13 protein-coding genes are annotated in these 19,286 nt (G+C 67.8%); 10 read left to right on the top strand and 3 right to left on the bottom strand.

Annotated elements, in window-relative coordinates; translation table 11 throughout:
- The 6 genes from NON22_RS08365 to fabD all read left to right on the top strand — a co-directional run.
- Nucleotides 1-1,050 (top strand): polyketide synthase dehydratase domain-containing protein (locus NON22_RS08365; protein ID WP_257386474.1); only part of this gene is annotated, 1,050 nt, incomplete at its 5' end.
- Nucleotides 1,051-1,129: 79 nt separating this feature from the next.
- The gene (gene asnB / locus NON22_RS08360) at nt 1,130-2,977 is read left to right on the top strand and encodes an asparagine synthase (glutamine-hydrolyzing) (RefSeq protein WP_257386473.1); all 1,848 of its coding nucleotides are present in this window, start codon (nt 1,130-1,132) and stop codon (nt 2,975-2,977) included.
- 244 nt (nt 2,978-3,221) lie between these two features.
- A complete protein-coding gene (locus NON22_RS08355) occupies nt 3,222-3,926 on the top strand; it encodes an MBL fold metallo-hydrolase (protein WP_257386472.1) in 705 nt (234 codons plus the stop codon).
- 49 nt (nt 3,927-3,975) lie between these two features.
- On the top strand, nt 3,976-5,235 hold the full coding sequence (locus tag NON22_RS08350; RefSeq protein ID WP_257386471.1) for a hydroxymethylglutaryl-CoA synthase family protein: 1,260 nt from the start codon (nt 3,976-3,978) through the stop codon (nt 5,233-5,235).
- A gap of 65 nt (nt 5,236-5,300) precedes the next feature.
- Nucleotides 5,301-5,555 (top strand): acyl carrier protein, encoded by a 255-nt coding sequence (locus NON22_RS08345; protein ID WP_257386470.1) that lies wholly within the window; start codon nt 5,301-5,303, stop codon nt 5,553-5,555.
- 64 nt (nt 5,556-5,619) lie between these two features.
- Nucleotides 5,620-6,729, top strand: coding sequence for an ACP S-malonyltransferase (gene fabD, locus NON22_RS08340; RefSeq protein WP_257386469.1), 1,110 nt, complete (start codon nt 5,620-5,622; stop codon nt 6,727-6,729).
- A 20-nt stretch (nt 6,730-6,749) separates the two neighbouring features.
- Here the strand turns inward: fabD and NON22_RS08335 are convergent, their stop codons facing one another.
- Nucleotides 6,750-7,970 carry an ATP-grasp domain-containing protein gene (locus NON22_RS08335; protein ID WP_257386468.1) on the bottom strand — a complete coding sequence of 407 codons (1,221 nt, stop codon included), beginning with the start codon at nt 7,968-7,970 and terminating at the stop codon, nt 6,750-6,752.
- A gap of 623 nt (nt 7,971-8,593) precedes the next feature.
- Between NON22_RS08335 and NON22_RS08330 the strand changes: the two genes are divergently transcribed.
- Nucleotides 8,594-12,793 (top strand): non-ribosomal peptide synthetase, encoded by a 4,200-nt coding sequence (locus NON22_RS08330; protein WP_257386467.1) that lies wholly within the window; start codon nt 8,594-8,596, stop codon nt 12,791-12,793.
- A gap of 132 nt (nt 12,794-12,925) precedes the next feature.
- Here NON22_RS08330 and NON22_RS08325 read toward each other — a convergent pair whose 3' ends face one another.
- A complete protein-coding gene (locus NON22_RS08325) occupies nt 12,926-13,648 on the bottom strand; it encodes an START domain-containing protein (protein WP_257386466.1) in 723 nt (240 codons plus the stop codon).
- A gap of 117 nt (nt 13,649-13,765) precedes the next feature.
- Nucleotides 13,766-16,192, bottom strand: a complete 2,427-nt coding sequence (locus tag NON22_RS08320) for an ABC transporter permease (protein WP_257386465.1) — start codon at nt 16,190-16,192, stop codon at nt 13,766-13,768.
- 488 nt (nt 16,193-16,680) lie between these two features.
- Here NON22_RS08320 and NON22_RS08315 point away from each other — a divergent pair, with 488 nt between their 5' ends.
- From NON22_RS08315 to NON22_RS08305, 3 genes are all read left to right on the top strand, one after another.
- Nucleotides 16,681-17,931: an efflux RND transporter periplasmic adaptor subunit gene (locus NON22_RS08315; RefSeq protein ID WP_257386464.1), complete on the top strand. Its 1,251-nt coding sequence runs from the start codon at nt 16,681-16,683 to the stop codon at nt 17,929-17,931.
- A 71-nt stretch (nt 17,932-18,002) separates the two neighbouring features.
- Nucleotides 18,003-18,725: an ABC transporter ATP-binding protein gene (locus tag NON22_RS08310; protein ID WP_257386463.1), complete on the top strand. Its 723-nt coding sequence runs from the start codon at nt 18,003-18,005 to the stop codon at nt 18,723-18,725.
- 97 nt (nt 18,726-18,822) lie between these two features.
- Nucleotides 18,823-19,286: TubC N-terminal docking domain-related protein (locus tag NON22_RS08305; protein ID WP_257386462.1), on the top strand; the 464-nt coding region annotated here is incomplete at its 3' end.

Below are 19,286 nucleotides of genomic sequence, written 5' to 3'. Positions count from 1 at the left end.
CAGGCCTGCGCGCAGCGCTGGGTCGCCGGCGAGGATCCGGCCTGGTCGCGCCTGCACGGTGCCGCGCCGCCGCCGCGCATCGCCGCACCGACCTATCCGTTCGCCGGCGAGCGCTGCTGGATCGTCGATGCGGGCGAGGGCGCCCCGGCGTCCGCCGTCGCCGAGGCCGGTCCGCTGGAACGGCTGCATCCTCTGATCTCGTACAACTCGTCCACATTGCGCGAAGTCAGCTTCGATTCCTGGCTGTCGACCACGCCGCCGGCGCCGTTCACGCAGGCGCTGCACGGCCATGCGGCGCTGTCGCCCGCGGCCGTTCTGGAGCTGGCCTGCGCCTGCGCCGGCCTGGCCGGCGACCGGCGCATCCGCGGCGTGCGCGACGTGGTCTGGACGCAGCCGCTGTACCTCGACTCCGACCTGCAGCTCGTGCGCACGAGCGTCCGCGACACCGCCGGTGCGATCGAGTACGCCGTCGCCTCGCTCGACGACGGCGGACGCCGGACCGTGCATTCGCACGGCCGCCTGCTGCTCGGCTCGCGCCAGACCGCGGCGCTGCCGGCGCCGCCGGCGATCGCCGCGCTGAAGGCGCAGGGCGTGCCGCTCGACGCCGCCGCGCATTACCAGCGCCTGGAGGCGCGCGGGATCGTCTGCGGCGCCGGCCTGCGCAGCGTGCGCGAGCTCTGGTGCGGACCCGGCACGGCGCTCGCGCGGGTGGCGCTCGATCCGTCCGCCGACGGCGGCGACGCGCATTTCGTGCTGCATCCGGCGCTGATCGACGGCGCGTTCCAGGTCGCGCTCGCGCTGCTCGACGGCCCGGCGCGCAGCGCCTATGCGCCGCAGGCGCTGGAGGAGCTGCAGATCGTGCGCCGCGCGGCCCGCAGCTGCTACGTGCATGCGCGGATGGCGGCGCCGGGCCGCGGCGCGGACGACCGCCACGTATTCGACATCTGCCTGCTTACCGAGGACGGCGAGCGGCTGGCCGCGTTCAAGGGACTCGCGCTGCGCGCGGTGCCGCGCGCCGAAGTCGCGAATGCGCTGGCCCAGGTCGGCTGAGCCCGAACGTTACCGCCGCGCGGCCGGCTGCGTGCCGCGCGGTTCCGCGAGTCGCAGCGATTGCAGGAGACAGGAAGCGATGTGTGGAATTGCCGGTTGGCTGAGTTTCTCCAGCGATCTGCGCGAGCGGCGCGGCGTCATCGAGGCGATGACGCGCACGCTCGCCCAGCGCGGCCCCGACGCCAGCGGCGTCTGGGTGGACAGGCACGTCGCCCTGGGCCACCGGCGCCTGGCGGTCATCGATCTGTCCGGCGGCGCGCAGCCCATGATCGAAACCGACGGTGAGCGCACGGTCGCGTGCCTGAGCTACAACGGCGAAATCTACAATTTCGTCGAGCTGCGCGCCGAGCTCGAACGCAAGGGCCACCGCTTCGCGACGCGCAGCGACACCGAGGTCGTGCTGCGCGGCTATCTCGAGTGGGGCGACGCCGTCGCCGAGCGCCTGAACGGCATGTTCGCGTTCGCGATCTGGGACGCGCGCAGCGAGTCCCTGCTGCTCGCGCGCGACTTCATGGGCATCAAGCCGCTGTACTACTACCCGCTCGGCGACGGCGTGCTGTTCGGCTCCGAACCCAAGGCCATCCTCGCGCATCCCGACGCGCGCGCGCGCACCGACCGCGCCGGGCTGCGCGAGATCTTCGTGCTCGCGCGCAATCCCGAGCGCACGCCGTATGCGGGCATGCACGAGGTCCGTCCGGGGCAGATCATCCGCTTCGACCGCGACGGCCTGCGCAAGCGCCGCTTCTGGAAGCTCGAGGCACACGCGCACGAGGACGATCTGCCGCGCACGGTCGAGCGCGTCGCCGAACTGCTCGGCGACTCGGTGCGCCGGCAGATCGTCAGCGACGTGCCGCTGTGCACGCTGCTGTCCGGCGGCCTGGATTCCTCGGCGATCACCGCGCTCGCGCACCGCATCACCACGCGCGACGGCGCCGCGACGCGTTCGTTCTCGGTGGATTTCGTGAGCCACGGCGCCGGCTTCGCCGACAGCGGCCCGCACAAGTCGCACGACACGCCGTTCGTGCGCGACTTCGTCGCCCATACGGGCTGCAACCACACGGAGATCGTGCTCGACAGCCGCGAGCTCAACGACGAAGCGCTGAACCGCACGGTGCTGCAGGCCTGCGACCTGCCGCTGAACCTGTCCGGCGATATGTGCTCGTCGCTGTACCAGCTGTTCCGCGCGATCCGCCGCGAATCGACCGTCGCGCTGTCGGGCGAGTCCGCCGACGAGATCTTCGGCGGCTACGCCTGGTTCCATCAGCCGCACGTCGTAGACGGCCGCAAGTTTCCCTGGCTGGCCGGCACGGGCACCGTGTTCAACGGCGCGGAGGTCCTCGATCGCGAAGTACGCGAGCAGCTCGACCTCGGCGCGTTCCACGACGACAGCTACGCCGAAGCCGTCGCCGAGACGCCGCGGCTGGACGGCGAAAGCGCCGCCGATGCGCGCATGCGCGAGCTCAGCTATCTGCACCTGACCCGGTTCCTGCAGTTCATGCTCGACCGCAAGGACCGCATGAGCATGGCCGTCGGGCTCGAAGTGCGCGTGCCGTTCTGCGATCCGGCGCTCGTCGACTACGTGTTCAACATCCCGTGGGCGATGAAGTCCTTCGACGGCCGCGAAAAGAGCGTGCTGCGCGCGGCGACGCGCGACCTGCTGCCGGCGTCGATCGTGGAGCGGACCAAGAGCCCGTACCCGTCGACCCAGGATCCGGCCTACGAACAGGCGCTGCGCGCGCGGGTCGCCGCGCTGCTCGCCGACGGCGGGCACCCGGCCGCGCCGCTGCTCAACCGGCGCTACATCGAGCGCCTGCTCGCGCGTCCGGCCAACGCCGGACGGTCGCTGCACTACGAGCGGGCGGATCTGGAGCGCGTGCTGTCGGTCGGCGCCTGGGTCCGCGAATACGACGTCGCGGTGGAACTGTGACGGCTTGATGGCGGCGCCGCATCGTGCAGGGTGCGGCGATTTGTACGAATGGATCATTCATGCGCGACTTTTAATGGAAAACAATCTTGACGATGACTTTGTCATCGCGTCTACTTCCGTACTCGCCGCCACGGCGAGCATCGTCTCGGTCGGGCCCGCGCGAGAGGCCCCGCCGCTGCGCAGTCCGCCAGGGGAACGGACTGAGGCGGCATGCGCAAGGACTCCAGGGGGGAGTCGTCACGGTATGAGCGGGAACCCGTTGCCAAGGTCGATGCCGTATGCGCCCGAAGTCGGCGTACTGCGCACTGCGCGGGGCTCCATGACGAACTACAACTACCTCGTGACCGATCCGTCGACGCGGCGCGCCGTGCTCGTGGATCCGGCCTGGCAGGCCGACGTCATCGAGCAGGCGCTCGATGACGCGAATGCCGGCCTCGACGGCATCCTGCTGACGCATGCGCATCCGGACCACATCGACCTCGCCAAGCCGCTGGCCACGAAGTACGGCTGTCCGCTGTGGATGTCGCGCGAGGAAATCGCCGCGTCGGGTTTCCGTGCGCCCGGGCTCGTCGGCATCGACGAGAACGCCTGGTGGGTCGGCCGCATGCTCGTCAAGCCGCTGCTGACGCCGGGCCACACGCCGGGCTGCGTCTGCTATCTGATCGGCGACAACCTGTTCACCGGCGACGTGCTGTTCGCCGAGGGCTGCGGCATCTGCCCCGGCGTCGACGCGGCGCACCAGATGTTCGACAGCCTGCAGCGGCTCAAGCGCGAGCTGCGGCCGCAGACGCGGATCTACCCGGGCCATTCGTTCGGCAAGCCGCCGGGCCAGCTGTTCGCCGACGTGCTGCAGGAAAACATCTATCTGCAGTTCCGCGACCGGCAGGGATTCGCGGCGTTCCGGCTCCGGCCGGGACAGAGCCGCGCCAAACTTTTCACGTTCCACTAGGCAGGGCCGCAGGGCCGGTGCCGGATCTCATCCAGAGGCGGGGAAGCGCATGCGAGCGGTAGGAATCGAAGCAATGAACGTGTTCGCCGGCACGGCGCGTGTCGACGTGGAGAAGCTCGCGATGCATCGCGGCCTGGACATGACGCGGTTCTCCAACCTGCTCATGAAGGAAAAGACCGTCGCGCTGCCGTACGAGGACCCGATCACCTTCGGCGTCAACGCGGCGAAGCCGCTGATCGACGCGCTGAGTCCCGAGGAAAAGGACCGCATCGAAGTCGTCATCACCTGCACCGAGTCGGCGTTCGACTTCGGCAAGTCGATGAGCACCTATTTCCACAACCTGCTCGGCCTCAACCGCAACTGCCGGCTGTTCGAGCTCAAGAACGCCTGCTATTCGGGCATCGCCGGGCTGCAGACCGCGATCAACTTCATCCTGTCGGACGTCTCGCCGGGCGCGAAGGTGCTGCTGGTCGCGACGGACATCTCGCGCTTCATGGTCGAGGAGGGCGGCGAAGGACTGACCGAGGACTGGTCGTTCTTCGAGCCGAGCAGCGGCGCCGGCGCGGTCGCCGCGCTGATCAGCGAGATCCCGCACGTGTTCCAGATCGACGTCGGCGCGAGCGGCTACTACGGCTACGAGGTCATGGACACCTGCCGGCCCGCACCCGACAAGGAAGCGGGCGACGCCGACCTGTCCCTGCTGTCCTATCTCGACTGCTGCGAGAAGGCCTTTCTCGAATACCAGAAGCGCGTCGAGGGCGCCGACCTCGCCGGTACGTTCGGCTATCTCGCGATGCACACGCCGTTCGGCGGCATGGTCAAGGGCGCGCACCGCAACATCATGCGCAAGATCGCCAAGGCGCGCCCGGCCGAGATCGAGGCCGATTTCGACCGCCGCGTGCAGCCGAGCCTCAACTACGGTCAGCGCGTCGGCAACATCATGGGCGCGAGCACGCTGATGGCGATCGCGAGCGCGATCGACCACGGCGACTTCAGCAGCTCGCAGCGCATCGGCTGCTTCTCCTACGGCTCGGGCTGCTGCTCGGAATTCTTCAGCGGCGTCGCCGGCCGGGACGGCCAGTCGAAACTGCGCGCGCAGAACATCGCCGCGCACCTGGATCGCCGCTACGAGCTGACGATGCAGGAATACGACGAGCTGCTCGTCACGAACAACACGGTCAAGTTCGGCACGCGCAACGTCACGCTCGATCCCGACTTCATCCCGCAGGCCCGCACGACGCACGGCCGGCCGACCTTGTTCCTCAAGGAGATCAAGGAATTCCACCGGGAATACGACTGGGTCAGCTGACGTCCGCCAGCTGGCATCGCCTCTGCCGGCTGCGCCGCCGGCCGCCTCCATCAAAGGAATCACCCGTGACCAAAGAAGAGATCTTCGCCCTGATCACCCGCCACGCCGGCGAGGTCATCCCGCGGCTCGAGCAGCATGCGTTCCAGTGGACCGACTCGCTGCGCGCGCTCGGCGCCAACTCCATCGACCGCTCCGAGATCGTCATGATGACGCTCGAGGCGATGGAGCTCGACATTCCGCTGTCGGAGACCATCCGCGCCGAGAACATCGGCGAACTCGCGGCGCTGCTGCACGGCCGCCAGGCCGGCGTGCAGGCCTGAGCGCCGGCGACTTCGTTTCCACACCCGCGGCGTTCGCGCCGGGCAGGGCAGCAAGGAGCAGTAGATGAAGACGTGCATGTTTCCGGGCCAGGGCTCGCAGGTGCGCGGCATGGGCGGCGCGCTGTTCGACGAATTCGCCGAACTGACCGCGCAGGCCGACGCGATACTCGGCTATTCGATCAAGGAACTCTGCCTCGAGGATCCGCGCAAGGAGCTCGACAACACGCGCTTCACGCAGCCGGCGCTGTTCGTCGTCAACGCGCTGTCGTATTGCCGGAAGCTCGAGGAAAGCGGCGCGAAGCCCGACTACCTGGCCGGCCACAGCCTCGGCGAATTCAACGCGCTGCTCGCGGCCGGCTGCTTCAGCTTCGAGGACGGGCTGCGGCTCGTGCAGAAGCGCGGCCAGCTCATGAGCCAGGTCAGCGGCGGCGGCATGGCGGCCGTGCTGAACTCTACCCCCGAGCAGATCGAGGCGGTGCTGCGCGACAACGGCCTGACGAACGTCGAGCTCGCGAACTTCAACACGCCGACCCAGATCGTCATCTCGGGACTCAAGGAAGAAGTCGCTGCGGCACAGCCTCTGCTGCAGAAGGGCCGCGTGCTGTTCTTTCCGCTCAATACCAGCGGTGCGTTCCACACGCGCTTCCTCGCCGAGGCGCAGCAGGAATTCCGCGCGTTCCTGCAGACGATCGCGATCGCGCCGCCGGCGATTCCGGTGATCTCGAACGTGACCGCGCAGCCGTATGCGGCCGACGCCGTCGTCGAGACGCTCGCGCGGCAGATCGCGAGTCCCGTGCGCTGGTCCGACAGCGTCGAGCACCTGATCGCGCTCGGCAGCGACGCCGATCCGATGCAGTTCGACGAATGCGGCCACGGCGACGTGCTGACGCGGCTGGTCAAGTCGATCCGCGACCATCGCGCCAAGAATCCGCCCAAGGCCGCGCCGGCCGCCGCGGCCGCTACGGCGGACACGGCCGGCGGCGCGAACGCCGAACATAAGGTGGCCGACTGGAACCGCCGCCACGCGGTCGGCGCGAAGGTGCGTTCCACATTGATGGCCGACGCGACGCTCGAGACGCGCACCGAGGCGATCGTGCTGTTCGGCCACCGCGCCGCGGTCTACCTCAAGGGCTACAACGGCTATTTCGACATCGACGAGCTCGCGCCGGCCTGAACCGGCGCGATCCGGCCGGTTCAGGCGACCGCGTCGAGTTCCGGCGCGGCCGTCGCGGCCGCGGCAGGCAGCGGTACCGAGTCCATGCCGACCTTCTCCATGAGCTCGATCACACTGGCCCGCACCTGGGCCGAGGTGTCGGCGCGGAACGAATACTTCATCGACATGCGCTCGCGCAGGTCGTACGCGTGGCCGAGTCGCGGGTGATACAGCGAGTACGCGCAGTTGTCCTCGGCGAGCGGTTCGTAGCGGATGCCGGTGAAGACGCCGGGCACGTGTGCGACGCTGTTGATCATCAGCCAGCCGCCGACCGTGTTCTCGCGGATCTTGCGCAGCTTCGGCGACTGGCCGAGCTGCGAGGCGATGTGGAATTCGAGCAGGTCGAAGTTGTAGACGTCGGTGAAGTTGCGGTAGACCTCGCCGCCGCCGACGCGCCCGCCGATCTCGAGGAACACGAGCTCGTCCTGCGGCGTGCGGATGACTTCCATGTGGTAGACGCCTTCGCGCAGCGGCAGCGCGGCGATGACCTGCTCGGCGAAGGTGACGAGGCGCTGCTTGAGCACGGGCTCGTCGACGCCGATCGAGCCGACCGGCAGGCCCAGCACGTAGTGGTCGAAGCAGGTGTTGAGGTAGGCGTGCGGAACCGCGACCACGCCGTCGGCGTTGTAGGCGCCGTCGATGTGGAAGATGTCGCCTTCGACGAACTCCTCGAGCATCGCGCCGTTGTCGAGCTCGTGCCGGTGCGCCTCGTAGTCGGCGCGCGCGTGACAGAGATGGACGCCGCCCGACGCGGTGCCGTCGGGGCACTTGATCACGCAGGGTACGAACGGTCCCGCGTCGAGCTCGGCCCTGTCCAGGTCGCGGATCACTCGGACGCCGCGCGGCGCGAGCCACTGCTTCATCGTGCGCTTGCTGCGGAACGCGTCGACCTCGGCCGGACGCGGGCCCGGAATGTTGAACGCCTCGCGGATGTAGGCTGCCGGCAGCACGGTGCGTTCGTCGACCGCGACGACGCGCTCGAACGGGAACTGCCGATGGACGTCCTGCAGCATCCGCATGAGCTCGCGCGGATCGTCGCTGGTCGGCAGGGTCAGCCCCGCGATCTCGTCCGGTGCGAGATAGTTCTTGACGTATCGCAGGCCGTTCGGATCGCAGACGTACCAGATCTCGTGTTCCTCGGTATCGAGGTACGGGCGGTTGGACGGCCATTCGGCCCAGATGCACAGGAAAAGTATCTTCACGAGGGATTCCTATTCGCGGGTTGGCGGAACGGCATGCGCCGGGACGCCACGGGAGCCGCCGGGGAGGGCGGCCGCGACGTCCGCGCAAGCGCCGATTGTGACTGTTGCCGCGCGGGCATTCCAGAGGAAAATGCAGAAATAACGTTGTGTCTTATTGGGTAAATTCGCTTTCATGAAATCAGTCCCGTTCGGGACTAAGGCGAATACATTTTTTTGACATTGACGCCATGTAGCGCATTCCATTTTCAGGACTGTGCCATCCCGCAAATGGGACGGCGTCCGCCGCTGGCGGCGCAACTGGCTGATCCACAAGGCCTGCGCTGGTGGCATGGGCCTTGCTGAAACCGGCCGATGGGGAATGCCGCGGCAGCGCCGGTACTGCGCGTCGCGGCGCCGACTTTTTTGGACACCGTGATGTGGCAGTTGCAGGACGATCGGCTCCGGACCGGAACGCCGCGCGGCGACGCACGGTGCGTTTTCGCGTTGCCGGCCGGCTGCATCGCCGCCGCGCCGCAATTCCCCGATTCCCGCGAATCCGCCCGGCCGCCCGCGACGGTACAGGGCCTTCGTCGCGCGTCCCGTCATCGTCGTATCCGACATTCCGTCGTTCATCGGAGAGCACTGTGGAAGAAGTCTGGGCGTTGTTGAGCGAGCTGGCCGGCAGAGACATCAAGCTCGCGGTCGAAGACGGCAAGCTGAACTGCTATGCGCCGAAAGGGGCGCTGACCAAGGCGCTCGCCGACGGCATCACACGGCACAAGCCGGCGATCATCGACATCCTGCAGAACGGCGGCGCCGCGCCGTCCGCGCGCAGCGACGAGTTCGCACTGTCGGTCGGTGAGAACTCCCACTACATCCTGCAGAAGCTCAACCCCGAACGCAGCCACGCCGTGCCGATCTGCGTGAAGATCGGCGCCGCCGTCGACGCCGGCCTGCTGGCCGAGGCCTGGGACCGCGTCATCGATCGCTTTCCGCTGCTGAAGACGCGCGTCGTCGAACACGAAGGCCGGCTGTCGCACCGCCTCGACGAGGCCTGCCGCTCGCGGCTGCAGCGGGAAACCCTCGCGCTGCACGGCGATGCGGAGCTCGTCGCCCACTTCCAGGCCAAGGTGCTCGAACCGTTCGACTTGCAGACGGGTCCGCTGTCGCGGATCACCCTGTTCGACTGGGGCAACGGCCGCACCGGGCTGTTCATCCTGATCCACCACCTGATTTTCGACGGCTTCTCCACGGGCATCCTGCTGCGCGCGTTGTTCGGTGCCTATCGCGACGCGGCGGCCGGCCGCACACGGCCGGCGGCGCGCGACGCCTCGGGCTTCGAGCCGTTCGTGGCCTGGGAATCGCAGATGCTCGCGTCGGCCGAGGGCGCGCAGCACGCGGCGTTCTGGCAGCAGCAGCTGCAGGGCGAGCTGCCGCGGTTCAAGCTGCTGCCCGACGCGCCGCAGCCGCTGCCGGCCGACTACAAGGCGGAGATCGTCGTGGACGTGCTGCCCGACGACGTCAGCCGCTGGCTGCGCGAGTTCGCGCGGCAGCAGTCGCTGCAGCATTCGGCGCTGTTCCTCTCACTGTTCCAGCTGCTGCTGCACAAGTACTCGAGCCAGAAGGACATCGTCGTCGTCATGCCGGTCATCGTGCGGCCGGACAGCCGGTTCACCGACGAAATCGGCTATTTCTTCAACATCGTGCCGATCCGCGGCCGCTTCGACGCGCCGCAGACGCTGCCCGATTTCCTGCGCGGCACGCAGATGACCCTGCTCGACGCCGTGTTCCACTCGGCCTATCCGTTCCCGCTGATGATGAACCGGCAGAAGGTCGAGGGTAATACCGAGTTCAAGCTGTTCTACGCTTATCAGGAATTCGCGAACCTCGACGACGGCGAGTTCCGCGCCGTACGCGACGAATTCGGTCTGGCGCCGGTCAGCGGCTTCCGCCAGGAGGCCGAAGGCGACTTCGACATCGCGCTGGAAGTGTTCGACGACGGCGACGCGTTCCGTCTCCATCTGCAGGGCAATCCCGAGTGCTGCCCGAACGAGGTCCTGCGCGGCATGCTCGCGCACCTGCGCGTGCTCATCGACGGGATCGCGCAGGACCCGCAGCGCCTGCTCGCGCAGTACCCGATCGCGACCGGGCAGGACCGCGCACGTATCGCCGGATGGAACGCGACCGACGCGCCGTTCCCGCGCGAGCGCTGCATCCACGACTTCTTCCTCGATCAGGTCGCGGCCGGTCCGGAACGGCCGGCGACCAGCGATGCCGAGCGCCGCCTGAACTACGCCGAGCTCGAGCACGAGACGGGACTGCTCGCGCTGCACCTGCAGTCGCTCGGCGTGGAGCCGGACACCATCGTCGCGCTGTGCGTGAACCGCTCGGTCGACATGATGATCGGCATCCAGGGCATCGTGCGCGCCGGCGGCGCCTACATGCCGATCGATCCGGACTATCCCGACGATCGCGTGAGCTACATGCTCGAGGATTCGGCCGCGCGCGTGATCCTGACCGAATCGCGTTTCCGCGACCGCCTGCAGGCGCTCGCGGGCGAGGGCGCGACGATCATCACGCTCGACAGGCAATGGCCGGCGCTGCGCGGGGAAACTGCGCGACGCAAGGCGCAGGGTCTGGCGCTGCGCCGGGAGGTCGGTCCCGGGAATGTCGCGTACGTGATCTACACCTCGGGTTCGACCGGCAAGCCCAAGGGCGTGCTCGTCGAACACCGCGCGCTCGTCAACCGCATCCACTGGATGCAGAAGAGCTACGGGCTCGACAGCCGCGATGTGGTCGTGCAGAAGACGCCGTACTGCTTCGACGTGTCGGTCTGGGAATTCTTCTGGCCGCCGATGACCGGCGCCTCGCTCGCGTTCGCGGAGCCGAACGGCCATTCCGACGTGCAGTACCTCGAGGGCCTGATCAACGGCGTCGGCGTCACGACCCTGCACTATGTGCCGTCGATGCTGCATGCGTTCCTCGACAACGCGAAAGGCCAGTGCCCCGGCGTGCGCCTGATCTTCTGTAGCGGCGAGGCGCTGGATCGCACCTCGGTCGACCGCTACCGCCGCGTGTTCCCGAACGCCGCGCTGCACAACCTCTACGGCCCGACCGAAGCGGCGATCGACGTGACGTTCTACGACTGCACGCGCATCGCGTATCCGTTCGTGCCGATCGGCGCGCCGATCGACAACACGCAGATCCACATCGTCGACGAGGCGAACAACCCGCAGCCGGTCGGCGTGCCCGGCGAGCTGCACATCGCCGGCGTCAACCTCGCGCGCGGCTATCTGAACCGCCCCGAGCTGACCCGGGAGCGCTTCGTCGCCAATCCGTTCGATCCCGGCACGCGCATGTACCGCACCGGCGACCTCGCGCGCTGGCTCGACGACGGCAACATCCAGTACCTCGGCCGCATCGACGCGCAGGTCAAGATCGGCGGCGTGCGCATCGAGACCGGCGAGATCGAGGCCCATCTGAACCGCCACCCGGCGATCAGCGAGAGCGTGGTCATCGCGCGCGGCCCGGACGGCTACAAGCAGCTGATCGCGTTCTACCGCACCCACGACTCGACGCGCGACGACGTGGTCCGGCTCGCCCACAAGGATCTGCGCGCGCATCTGCTCGAGACGCTGCCGGAGTACATGATTCCGGCGGCGTTCGTCAGCGTCGCGTCGATTCCGGTGACCTCCAACGGCAAGGCCGATCGCAAGGCGCTCGAGCGCATCGACGTCGGCCTGGAATCGAGCGAGGAATACATCGCGCCGCGCAGCGATACCGAACGCGCGCTGGCCGAGATCTGGGCCCACGTGTTCAAGGAAAAGGGCTTCGTGCTCGAGCAGGCGCGGATCGGCGTCAACGACAACTTCTTCGAGCTCGGCGGCAATTCGCTGCTCGCGACCCAGCTGCTGTACCGCATCCGCGCCCAGCTCGGCGTGGATCTGCCGGTGCGCGCGCTGTTCGACCAGGTGACCATCGGCCAGCTCGCCGAGCTCGTCGAGAGCCTGCGCGCGCCGTCCGCCAAGGCCGCGGCGCAGGGCCTCGTCGTCACGATACAGGCCGGCGGCGAGCGCACGCCGGTGTTCGTGCTGCCGGGTGTCGGCGGCAACGTGCTCGGCCTGCGCGAGCTGAGCCGCGCGCTCGGCCCGCAGCAGCCGTTCCACGCGCTGCAGGCGATCGGCCTCGACGGTACGGAACCACCGCCGGACAGTGTCGAGGCCACGGCGGCGGCGAATCTCGCGGCGATCCGCGCGATCCAGCCGCAGGGGCCGTACCGCCTCGTCGGCCATTCCTACGGCGGCGTCGTCGCCTACGAGATGACGCGGCAGCTGCTCGAGCAGGGCGAGACGGTCGAATACCTGGCGCTGCTCGACGCGGTCACGCCGGCCGTCCTGAACGCGCAGCCGGCGGCCGACGAGTTCGAGGACATGCGCCAGCTGTGCCTGGAAATGGCCGGGCAGGGCCGGGCATCGTTCGACTACAGCGCGGCGCAGCTGCGCGCGATGACGACCGAGCAGCGACTCGCCGTGTTCGCCGAGCAGGGGTTCGTAATGGACCGGGAAGGGTATGAAGGCCTGTATCACCTGTTCCAGGCCAACCGGCGCTGTTACCGGACCTATCGCCCGCGCGCATTGCCGAAACCCGTCGACGTGCTGCTGTTCCGCGCCATGTCCGTAGCAAGCGCCGCCGCGGCCGGGCCGACCGACTACGGCTGGAAAGCGCTGGTCGACGACACGCTGCAGGCGCACACGATCGACGCGGACCATTACTCGCTGTTGCGTGGGGCCGCAGCGCAGGCCGTGGCCGATGTCCTGCAGCTGCGCGACGTCGAGCTGACTTGAGAGAAGGATGCGTCCTGAGCTCCCGACGCCGCGTTTCGGCGCGAACGTCGGGGCCTCGCATCGGCCCGGACAGCGGAAACAAAAAACGCCGGCTTCCGCCGGCGTTTTTCTTTGCAGGTCGTTATCGGCGTGTCAGGGAGCGGCCGCCGATGTCAGCAGCCAATCCACCTTGGCATTGTCGTAGCGCGGCTGGTTGAAGAGCCGGGGCAGATTCTCGAACGTCCAGTGCACGTTGTTCGGCGCCTGTGCGTTGAACAGGAAGTAGGGCACGCCGACGTCGATGTCCATCAGCAGTTCGACGCCCACTTTTCCGTCCGGGGTCGGCGTGAATTGCCAGCGGCTCTGCATGTGGCTGAGCCGTACGCAGCAGTCGTCGGGCGGAAGCTTGTCGGGCTCCGCCTTGAACTGCACCGTGGCGCTCCGGGTCTGCGGGTCCTGGGAAAAATTGACGCGCAGAAGAAACTCGCGCGGCTTCAGCATCGAGCCCATCTTCTGCGTCCACAGCTGCAGGTAGGACGACGTCTTCGCGTCCCAGGGCTCGACGACGCGCGAGACGTAGCAGTTGGGATTCCAGTCCGCGCAGTTTTCGAGGCTGCCGTCGAGCATGGCCGAAACCGCCTTGTCCATCGAGGTGTCGACGACGCGCGTCGCCTTGATCGTGTACAGGCTGGAGCCGGACTTCTTGATCTTGTAGACCTTGATGCCGTCTTCGTCGACGACGAGCTGCGGAACACCGTCGCCGGAGTACTTCCAGATCAGGTGCGCCGCGACGCCGAGCCCCGCCAGGACACCGAAGGTGACCAGAAGAAATTTCCCGAAGCGCCGCTTGCGCCGCGGGCTGCTTTGCTGCTGCATTGAGACCTCCCGATTGAATTCGCCATCTACGATTGCGGCCGAGCCGGGCACCGGACGGGGCGTGCACGGTTCGGCGTTGCTCCGCTCACGCGAGGGCGCGGCGCCCCCGCGTTCCCCTCATTCGTGGCGCAGAGCGTCGCCGGGTTCCAGCGCTACGGCGCGGTGCACCGGGAAGTACACGGAGACGAAGATGACCAGGGTCAACGTCAGGAACACCCCGGTCGTCACGAGCGCCACGTTGTCGAGCACGTTCGGAATCGCGCCGCTCATTCCGGTCGTCATGACGACGCCGAGACAGCCGCCGACGATGGCGATGACGAGATAGACCGATGCCTGCCGCAGGAACCTCGCCACGATGCCGCTCCGGCTGCTGCCCAGCGCGCGCCGCACGCCGATTTCCTGGGTGCGCTGCGATACCGAGCGGCCGATCAGTCCGAACAGGCCCGTGGCCGCGAGCACCAGAAGGACGAGGCCGATGCCCGTGAAACCCGGAACCAGCGACTTGTAGGAATTCAGCGCCAGCAGGTAGTCGTCCAGCATCTGCAGGTTGTGCAGAGGCAGGTTCTGGTCCACCGCGAACGCCGCCGCATGCAGCGCTTCGCGGCTGCTTTCCGGCGCCGCCGGCGGCAGCTTGACGAGAAGCTGGAATCCCGCCGGCGCGACCTGGCGCAGCGGTCGGTAGACCACGCCGACGGTCCGGCTGTACGGGCCCGCCACGGACGAGGCGACACCGACGACCGTCAGCCACGGGCTGTCCCCGTTCGGCGACAGGCGCAGACGCTGGCCGATCGGATTGCGGCCGGGCCAGTAATGGTCGGCCGTCAGCTGATCGACGACCACCACGCCGGGCGCCGAACCGTCATCGGTGCTGTCGAACAGGCGGCCCGCCTTCAGCCCTATGCCGAGCAGTGCGAAATAGTTCTCCGAGACGACGGACACCGGCAATTTCAGGCTGCCGTCGGAGGCGACGTCGCTGCGGTCTTCGAGCATCGCCGGTTCGTTGATCGGGCCGGTCGGGTCGGCCGTGGTGTAGGCGACCTCGGCGCCCGGTATGCGCTGCTTGACCGCTTCGGTCAGCCGGTCCCAGTACTGCAGCCGATCGGCGGCCTGCGCGTAACGGCCGTCGAACTCGGTCGGGTAGGTGGACATGATGCGCTGCTCGACCTGCACGCCGATCGGCCGGTTGAGTTCCTTGTTGACGGACAGCACCACGTTCGAGCAGATCACGAGCAGCAGCGACGACACGATCACCTGGACGCCGACGAGGATGCTCGCCATCCGGTTGCCGCTGCGGGAGCCGAGACCGCCTTTGCCGGTGCCCGCGAGCGATACGGCCGGATCGAGCTTCGACAGGCGAGCGGCCGGGATCAGCGTGCTGGACAGCCACAGGACGATCGCGATCGCCGCAGCCGCGACGAGGTCGAGCGGCCGCATGACGAGTTCGCTCGGGCTGCGTCCGAGCGCCTGCATGCGCGCCGTGAAATCGAGCAGGCCGTGCGCCCAGTCCACCGACAGCGCGGCGAGCACGATGCCGACCGCCAGTCCGAACAGGACCACGAACCCCGATTGCAGCAGGCACTGGCGAATGAGGCTGCGGCGCGTGGAGCCCAGCGCGGTGCGCAAGGCCAGCTCCCGCGTACGTTCCATCAGCATCGCGAAAATGATGAGGCTGATGTTCACGCCGCCGAGGAACAGCACGGCGATGGCGATGAACGTCGCCATGGCGATGACCGGCGTGTCCCCATGGGTATACATGCGGTGGCCGGGGAACAGGCCGACGCCGCGCTCGGCGCCGAAGCGGCTCTGGTAGTTCTTGCCAGCATCGTCGACGACGGCCTGGATCGCGGCGACCGCCGCTTCCTTGCCCTGGCTGTCCTTCAATCGCACGATCGGCGTCAGCACCGGATCGGCGTCGCCCGGCGCGGCAAGGGCCGGCAGCTGCAACGGCCGCCAGATTTCGAAGTCGCGGAACGCGAAGAAATCCGCCGGCATCACGCCGACTACCTGCACGGGCTGGCCGTCGATGCGTGCTTGTTTGCCGACCACGGCCGGATCGCCGGCGAAGTACGTCTGCCAGGCCGTGTGGCTGAGCAGGACGTTGCGCGGCGCCCCGGGATTCGCGTCGGCTGCATCGAACGTCCTGCCGAGCTGCGGCGTGGCATGCATCGCCGACAGCAAGCCGGGACTGATGGCTGCGGCGCGCAGACGCGTGCTGGTCTGTCCTTCGCTCAACACGGCCGTCTCGGCGGCAAAGGCGCCAAGATAGTCGATTCTGTCGACGCGCCGCGTGATCTCCTGATAAGTGTAGGCGTCCACCTGAGGACGCTGCGGCCGGGAAGCGTTCTCGGACAGCTGAAGGCTCAGCCAGTCGCCGGAGCCGGTGAACGGCAGCGGCTTCAGTGCCATGTTGTAGTCGATCACGTAGACGAACAGGGCCAGTCCGACGCTCAGCGCGACGACGACGATGCACAGAAAAGAGCTTCCGGCTCTCTTGAGGAACAGCCGCCACGCGTATTTCAGGTCGAACAGCAGTGTCGATAGCATTGCGGCGTCTCCGGACCGGAACCTGCATTGGAAAGTGCGTGGCGGCGTGCAAGGCATGTGCCAATTACTTTCAAAGTATCTTTTGCACCAGTGTGCGTACTGCGCGAGGCGTGAAGCCGGGTGTCGCGGTGTCGGCGTCCCTGCGGGCCGCGTATCGGCGGCACGGCAATCCCATAACTGGGAACACGCATGCCGAAACTGGGAATGCGCGCCGGCAGATCCGGCGCGGGCGCACGGCGGGGCTCTGTCGCAAGGACGCGACGCGCACGACCGCTTCGATCGTCGCCGGTTTTCATGCGCGCCGCCGCATGGCGGCGCCGCGCCGGACGAGCCGGAATCGGCGAACCGACGCCTCGCGCATCCGCATTCCCATTTCTTGGATTCGCGCGTCCCGCGTCTGGGACAAAATATAGAAATAGTAAATCAGATACTGTTTTTACTTGATTTTTTTGCGACATTCGTTGGCATGCCGTTTGCTAAACGGGGCCATGGACCATGCCCGATCGAAACCGAAACGCACCTTCAACCGGCGTACGCTGCTGATCACCGCCGGCGCGTGCCTGACGCTCGCCACCCTCGTCACTCTCGTCAGCATCGACTTCAGCACGCAGCGCGTCGGCCGGAGCCGGGTCACGCTCGATACGGTCAAGCGCGGCACGCTCGAGATAACGGTGCGCGCGAACGGCCAGCTGATACCGAACAACGTCGAGTACATCGCCTCGCAGGTCATGGGGCGGGTCGCCAGAACGCATGTCAAGGCCGGCGACGCCGTCAAAGCCGGCGACCTGCTCGTGGAGCTGACCAACCCGCAGCTCGTCGCCAGCGCCGAAGAGGCCAGGTCGGCCTGGGAAGGCGCGGTCAACGAAGCCAAATCGGCCGAGTCGGAGCTGCGCGCAAACCTCCTCAATCAGGAGGCACTGCTGACTCAGGCCCGGTTCGAACAGGAAAAGGCCGAGGCGCGCCTGGCGGCGGAGACCAAGCTGTTCGGCCGCGGCATCGTGTCGCAGATCGACTTCGACAACAGCAAGCTCACGGTCGCGCAGACGACCGAGCGCCATGCGCTGGAAAAGAAGCGATTCAGCGCGGTTCGCGACAACGTGAAGGTGCAGCTCGATGTCCGCCAGTCGCGCGTCAACGAACTGGCCCGCGCGCTCGACCGCGCCCGCGACCAGGTCGTGAACCTGCGCATCGTCGCGGGCATCGACGGGGTGGTGCAGGAGGTTGCGGTCGACGTCGGCCAGCAGCTCCAGCCCGGTGCTCCGGTGGGCAGACTGGCCCAGCCGGACCGGCTGTATGCGGAACTGCGCGTGCCTGCGCGCGAAGCGACCGAAGTGCAGCCCGGACAGCAGGTCGTCGTCGATACACGCAACGGGACGATCGATGGCGTCGTCGCGCGGGTCGACCCGGCCGTCACGGACGGCACGGTCATCGTCGACGTCGACCTGAAAGGGGACATGCCCGCCGGCGCGCGGCCCCAGTTGGCCGTCGAAGGCATCGTCTACCTGGCCCAGTTGTCGGACACGCTGTACGTCGGGCGTCCCGCGTACGCCAAGTCCAACGCGCCGATCATGGTCTACAAGCTCGATTCGGGCGGACGCTACGCCACGCGCGTGCCGGTCAGCGCAGGAAAGATTTCCGTCGATCAGTTACAGGTGCTGAGCGGCCTGCAGCCGGGCGATCGCATCATCACCTCGGAGACGGGCGAGTGGCAGAGCAAGGACAGGATCCTGCTCAACTGAATGCAACCAAGAACGCGGGGCTTGAGCGCAAGCTTCCGAAACCGCCTGACGGAGCACCAGGAGAATCAACTGTGAGCAAGTCCCATCTGATCGAACTGCAAGCCGTCAAAAAAGTGTTCTTCACCGAAGAACTGGAAACCTGGGCACTCAACAACATCCATCTCGCGATCGACGCCGGCGAATACGTGTCGATCAGCGGGCCCTCGGGCTGCGGCAAGTCCACCCTGCTGTCGGTCATGGGGCTGCTGAGCTCCTTCACCGAAGGCAAGTACCTGCTCAACGGCACCGAGGTCGGCGCGCTCGACGAGAAGGAGCGCGCGCGCGTGCGCAACCAGGAGATCGGCTTCATCTTCCAGGCCTTCAACCTGATCGGCGACATGAGCGTGTTCGAGAACGTCGAGCTGCCGCTGACGTTCCGCAACGACCTGTCGCGCGCGCAGCGCCGCGAGCTCGTGCTCGAGGCGCTGGAGCAGGTCGAGATCGGCCACCGCCAGAAGCACTACCCGGCCGAGCTGTCGGGCGGCCAGCAGCAGCGCGTCGCGATCGCGCGCGCGCTCGTCGGCAAGCCAAAGGTGCTGCTGGCCGACGAACCGACCGGCAACCTCGATTCCAAGAACGCACAGATCGTCATGGACCTGCTCGGCGCATTGCATCGCAAGGGCAGCACGATCGTGATGGTCACGCATGATCCGCGTTCGGCCGAGCAGGCCCAGCGCCAGGTCTCGCTGTTCGACGGCAAGCTCGTCGACGACCGCTCGATGAGCCAGGGCCTGCGCATGGCGGCGCACGGCTGAACGCAGCGACGCCGCCGCGCCGGCGGCGAAGGGAAGCCGTTCCGGCGTCCGGCACGCCCGCCGCCCGGAACGCGGGGCATCGGCTGACGAGGGCAGCATGGCGACGGTCATCGAATTGCTGCGAACGCTCGCCAGCCAGCACATACGGCTGGCGGTCGAGGACGGCCAGCTGAACTGCTATGCCCAGAAGGGCGTGCTGACGGCGCCGCTGCAGGCGGCGATCGCGCGGCACAGGAACGAGCTCGTCGCGCTGCTGCAGGCGCGCGAACGCGCCGACGCGCCGGTGCCGACGCCGCCGGAGGATCCCGACGGCGCGCCGGTGTTCGCGCTGTCGGTCGGCGCGCGCGCGCTGTACCTGCTGCAGCGGCTCGATCCGGATTCCGGCGCGTACAACATACCGCTGTGCCTGAGGCTGCACGGCGCCGTCGACCGGCCGCTGCTGCAGCGTGCCTGGGATCACGTGCTCGACCGCTATCCGATCCTGGCCACGCACGTCGTCGACGCCGGCGGCGTCGCGCGGCTGCGCGCCGACGCGCGCTGCCGCAGCCGCATCGACGAGGC

The organism is Tahibacter caeni (assembly GCF_024609805.1).
Taxonomy (GTDB): domain Bacteria; phylum Pseudomonadota; class Gammaproteobacteria; order Xanthomonadales; family Rhodanobacteraceae; genus Tahibacter; species Tahibacter caeni.
This window is presented reverse-complemented; position numbering and strand designations above follow the sequence as displayed.